Raw genomic sequence first — 5,521 nt, forward strand, 5'->3', positions numbered from 1 at the left:
GGGCGGGGCGGCGTGCGCGCGGAGGGCACCAGACAGCCCATCTTTTGCGGGGCCGGCCGCCCCCCCCCCGGGCGAAGGCCCGCTCCCACAAGGTATCCGTGTAGCGCTGACAATCGTTGCAGATTTCACCATTGCCCCGCCCCAAGGCATACTTGCCACCCTCCGCATTCCAGAACACTGAACCGCCCCCATGCGTATCCACGTCAGCTTCATCGACCGCGTCGGCATCACCCAGGAAGTCCTGGCTATCCTCGGTGGGCGCAATCTCAATCTGGATGCGGTGGAGATGATTCCGCCCAACGTCTACATCGATGCACCGACCTTGAGCCCGCAAGTGCTCGAAGAGCTCAAAGATGCGTTGTTCCGGGTGCGCGGCGTGGAGGCCGTGGTGGTGGTCGACATCCTCCCCGGCCAGCGGCGGCACTTGCAGCTTGATGCACTGCTCGCGGCGATGACCGATCCGGTACTGGCCCTCGATAGCGCCGGCAAGGTGCTGCTGGCCAACCCGGCACTGATCGCCCTGTACGGGCGTGAACCGGCGGGGGAAAGTGTCTCGGAACTGTTCAACGATCCCGGTCTGCTGGAAACCCTGCTCGAACAAGGCTTCCGCCTGCCGCTGCGCGAGATCACCGTCAATGGCCAGACCCTGCTGCTCGACGCCACACCGATCACCGACGCCGGCGCGCTGCTGACCCTTTATCAGCCAAACCGCATCGGTGAACAGCTCTCGGCATTGCACCATGACCACGCCGAAGGCTTCGATGCGCTGCTCGGCGAATCCCCGGCGATCCGCACGCTGAAGGCCCGCGCGCAACGAGTCGCAGCCCTCGACGCACCGCTGCTGATTCAAGGCGAAACCGGCACCGGTAAAGAACTGGTGGCCCGCGCCTGCCACGCGATCAGTGCGCGGCACAGTGCGCCGTTTCTCGCGCTGAACTGCGCGGCGCTGCCGGAAAACCTCGCCGAGAGCGAACTGTTCGGCTACGCCCCCGGCGCCTTCACCGGCGCGCAACGTGGCGGCAAACCGGGGCTGATGGAACTGGCCAACCAGGGCACGGTATTTCTCGACGAGATCGGCGAGATGTCGCCCTACTTGCAGGCCAAGTTATTGCGCTTTCTGAATGACGGCAGCTTCCGTCGGGTCGGCGGTGATCGCGAAGTGAAGGTCAACGTGCGGATCCTCAGCGCGACCCACCGCGACCTGGAAAAAATGGTCAGCGAAGGTCTGTTCCGCGAAGACCTGTTCTACCGTCTCAACGTGCTCAACGTCGAAGTGCCGCCGCTGCGCGAGCGTGGTCAGGACATTCTGCTGCTGGCGCGTTACTTCATGCAGCAGGCCTGTGCGCAGATTCAGCGTCCGGTGTGTCGCCTGGCACCGGGGACTTATCCAGCGCTGCTCGGCAACCGCTGGCCGGGCAACGTGCGGCAACTGCAAAACGTGATCTTCCGCGCCGCGGCGATCTGCGAAAGCAGCCTGGTCGATATCGGTGATCTCGACATCGCCGGCACCTCGGTGGCGCGGCAGACCGACAGCGACGTCGACAGCCTCGAACAGGCCGTCGAGTCCTTCGAAAAATCGCTGCTGGAAAAACTCTACGTCAGCTACCCCTCGACCCGCCAACTGGCCAGCCGCCTGCAGACCTCGCACACGGCAATCGCCCATCGCCTGCGCAAGTACGGCATCACCAATAAACCGTAAGCCGCACGCGGTCAAAAATGTGGGAGCGGGCTTGCTCGCGAATGCGGTGGGCCATTCAACAGTGATGTCGACTGACCTGACGCTCTCGCGAGCAAGCCCGCTCCCACAGGGGGTTCATGTGACGGATTCGAAATCCGTTCAAAACCGACCTCCATCTGTACTGAAAGCGCTACAGCGGAACGATATCGCTACACCCTCCTCCGACCGCCGCTGTGCAAGGCTTTGATCCGCTTCAGCTTTTCTCCCCGCCCCAAGCCGTAGCGATTTCGCTACAGAAGCCCCATACCCATCACAACCAGAAACACGTAACTATTTGATTTATATAGATAAATATAATATGGCCGCGTTCTTGCTAAGTAACCGCTCATAAAATCAGGGCTTTCCCGCCCAAGCCTTCCACCGCGTCCACCAGACGAGTCTGGCCCCCTTAGGAGTTTCCATGAGCGAGTTGCGTTTTACTGAAGATCACGAATGGCTGCGCACCGAAGCTGACGGCAGCGTTACTGTCGGCATCACCGCTTTCGCGCAGAACGCTTTGGGCGACGTGGTGTTCGTGCAACTGCCTGAGCTGCAGGCTTACGAAAAAGGCGCTGAAGCCGCCACCGTGGAATCGGTGAAAGCCGCCAGCGGCGTGTACATGCCGCTCGACGGTGAAGTTATGGAAGTGAACCCGGCACTGGACGGCAGCCCGGAACTGGTCAACGAAGATCCGCTGGGCGAAGGCTGGTTCTTCCGCTTCCAGCCAAGCGACGCCGCCGCTGTCGGCAAACTGCTCGATCAAGACGCCTACGACCGCCTGATCAAAGCCCAAGCCGAAGCCTGAGGAGTAACGACATGACCCAAGTAAACCTCGGCACTGCCAACGAATTCATCGCCCGTCACATCGGCCCACGCGCCGGTGACGAGCAAGCCATGCTCAACAGCCTCGGCTTCGACTCGCTCGAAGCGCTGAGCGCCAGCGTCATCCCGGAAAGCATCAAGGGCACCAGCGTGCTCGGCCTGGACGACGGCCTGAGCGAAGCCGATGCACTGGCGATGATCAAATCCATCGCCGGCAAAAACCAACTGTTCAAGACCTACATCGGCCAGGGCTACTACAACTGCCAAACGCCGTCGCCAATCCTGCGCAACCTGCTGGAAAACCCGGCCTGGTACACCGCTTACACCCCGTACCAACCGGAAATTTCCCAGGGCCGTCTCGAAGCGCTGCTGAACTTCCAGACCCTGATCAGCGACCTCACCGGCCTGCCGATCGCCAACGCCTCGCTGCTCGACGAAGCCACCGCCGCTGCCGAAGCCATGACCTTCTGCAAACGCCTGAGCAAGAACAAGGGCAGCCACCAGTTCTTCGCCTCGATCCACAGCCACCCGCAAACCCTCGACGTGCTGCGCACCCGTGCCGAGCCGCTGGGCATCGAAGTGGTGGTTGGCGATGAGCGTGAACTGAGCGACGTCACGCCGTTTTTCGGCGCGCTGCTGCAGTACCCGGCGAGCAACGGTGATGTGTTCGACTACCGCGAACTGACCGAGCGCTTCCACGCCGCCAACGCGCTGGTCGCCGTGGCTGCCGATCTGCTGGCCCTGACTTTGCTGACCGCCCCGGGCGAGTTCGGCGCCGACGTCGCCATCGGTTCCGCACAACGCTTCGGCGTGCCGCTGGGCTTCGGTGGCCCGCACGCGGCTTACTTCTCCACCAAGGATGCGTTCAAGCGTGACATGCCGGGCCGTCTGGTCGGTGTTTCGGTTGACCGTTTCGGCAAACCGGCGCTGCGTCTGGCGATGCAGACCCGCGAGCAACACATCCGCCGCGAGAAGGCCACCTCGAACATCTGCACCGCGCAGGTGCTGTTGGCCAACATCGCCAGCATGTACGCCGTGTATCACGGCCCGAAAGGCCTGACCCAGATCGCCAACCGCGTGCATCACCTGACCGCGATTCTGGCCAAGGGCCTGAGCGCACTGGGCGCTAAAGTCGAGCAGACAAGCTTCTTCGACACCCTGACCGTAGCCACCGGCGCACACACCGCCGCGCTGCACGACAAGGCACACGCTGCACAGATCAACCTGCGGGTCATCGATGCCGAGCGTCTGGGCCTGTCGGTGGACGAAACCACCACTCAGACTGATATCGAAACCCTATGGGGGCTGTTCGCCGACGGCAAGACCCTGCCGGACTTCGCTGCGCTGGCCGCGTCGGTGCAAAGCACCATCCCGGCGGCGCTTGTACGTCAGTCGCCGATCCTCAGCCACCCGGTGTTCAACCGTTATCACTCGGAAACCGAGCTGATGCGCTACCTGCGCAAACTGGCGGACAAGGACCTGGCACTGGATCGCACCATGATCCCGTTGGGCTCGTGCACCATGAAACTCAACGCCGCGAGCGAAATGATCCCGGTGACCTGGGCCGAATTCGGCGCCCTGCACCCGTTCGCTCCGGCTGCGCAGAGCGCCGGCTACCAGCAACTGACCGACGAACTGGAAGCGATGCTCTGCGCCGCCACCGGTTACGACGCGATCTCGCTGCAACCCAACGCCGGTTCGCAGGGTGAATACGCAGGCCTCTTGGCGATTCGCGCTTACCACCAGAGCCGTGGCGACGAGCGCCGCGACATCTGCCTGATCCCGTCGTCGGCCCACGGCACCAACCCGGCCACCGCCAACATGGCTGGCATGCGCGTGGTGGTGACCGCGTGCGATGCTCGCGGCAACGTCGATATCGAAGACCTGCGCGCCAAAGCCATCGAGCACCGCGAACACCTCGCCGCGCTGATGATCACCTACCCGTCGACCCACGGCGTGTTCGAGGAAGGCATCCGCGAAATCTGCGGCATCATTCACGACAACGGCGGCCAGGTGTACATCGACGGCGCCAACATGAACGCGATGGTCGGCCTCTGCGCACCAGGCAAGTTCGGCGGCGACGTGTCGCACCTGAACCTGCACAAGACTTTCTGCATCCCGCACGGCGGTGGCGGCCCGGGCGTCGGCCCGATTGGCGTCAAGTCGCACCTGACCCCGTTCCTGCCGGGTCACGGCCAGATGGCACGCAAGGAAGGCGCAGTCTGCGCAGCGCCGTTCGGCAGCGCGAGCATTCTGCCGATCACCTGGATGTACATTCGCATGATGGGCGGCGCCGGTCTAAAGCGTGCTTCGCAACTGGCGATCCTCAATGCCAACTACATTTCCCGTCGCCTCGAAGAGCACTATCCAGTGCTGTACACCGGCAGCAACGGGCTGGTGGCGCACGAATGCATCCTCGATCTGCGTCCACTGAAAGACAGCAGCGGCATCAGCGTCGATGACGTCGCCAAGCGTCTGATCGACTTCGGTTTCCATGCCCCGACCATGTCGTTCCCGGTCGCCGGCACGCTGATGATCGAGCCGACCGAAAGTGAATCCAAGGAAGAACTGGACCGCTTCTGCGACGCCATGATCCGCATCCGCGAAGAAATCCGCGCGGTGGAAAACGGCACGCTGGACAAGGAAGACAACCCGCTGAAAAACGCCCCGCACACGGCTGCGGAGCTGGTCGGCGAGTGGACCCACCCGTACAGCCGTGAGCAGGCCGTTTATCCGGTAGCGTCGTTGATCGAAGGCAAATACTGGCCGCCGGTCGGTCGCGTCGACAACGTGTTCGGCGACCGCAACCTGGTCTGCGCCTGCCCGTCGATCGAAAGCTACGCTTAAACGGATGAGGGGCAGGTCACCTGCCCCGATTTTCAGCAACACCATAGATCCCAATGTGGGAGCGGGCTTGCTCGCGAATGCGGTGTATCAATCGCCATCAATGTTGCCTGACACACCGCATTCGCGAGCAAGCCC

3 protein-coding genes are annotated in these 5,521 nt (G+C 62.8%); all 3 read left to right on the top strand.

Annotated features, from left to right (window positions below):
- Nucleotides 1–190: 190 nt before the first annotated feature.
- The 3 genes from LVD08_RS26075 to gcvP all read left to right on the top strand — a co-directional run bounded on the left by LVD08_RS26075 (nt 191) and on the right by gcvP (nt 5,386).
- Nucleotides 191–1,699 carry a sigma-54-dependent transcriptional regulator gene (locus LVD08_RS26075; protein ID WP_247269623.1) on the top strand — a complete coding sequence of 503 codons (1,509 nt, stop codon included), beginning with the start codon at nt 191–193 and terminating at the stop codon, nt 1,697–1,699.
- A 439-nt stretch (nt 1,700–2,138) separates the two neighbouring features.
- Complete coding sequence (gene gcvH / locus LVD08_RS26080; RefSeq protein ID WP_096795081.1) at nt 2,139–2,522, top strand: glycine cleavage system protein GcvH; 384 nt, start codon at nt 2,139–2,141, stop codon at nt 2,520–2,522.
- An 11-nt stretch (nt 2,523–2,533) separates the two neighbouring features.
- Entirely contained in the window at nt 2,534–5,386 is a 2,853-nt protein-coding gene (gcvP, locus tag LVD08_RS26085; RefSeq protein WP_431061436.1) for an aminomethyl-transferring glycine dehydrogenase, read from the top strand.
- The last annotated feature ends 135 nt before the right edge of the window (nt 5,387–5,521 follow it).

Origin of the sequence: Pseudomonas sp. YL2 (assembly GCF_023063025.1) — a bacterium.
In the GTDB taxonomy this organism is placed as follows: Bacteria; Pseudomonadota; Gammaproteobacteria; order Pseudomonadales; family Pseudomonadaceae; genus Aquipseudomonas; species Aquipseudomonas putida_A.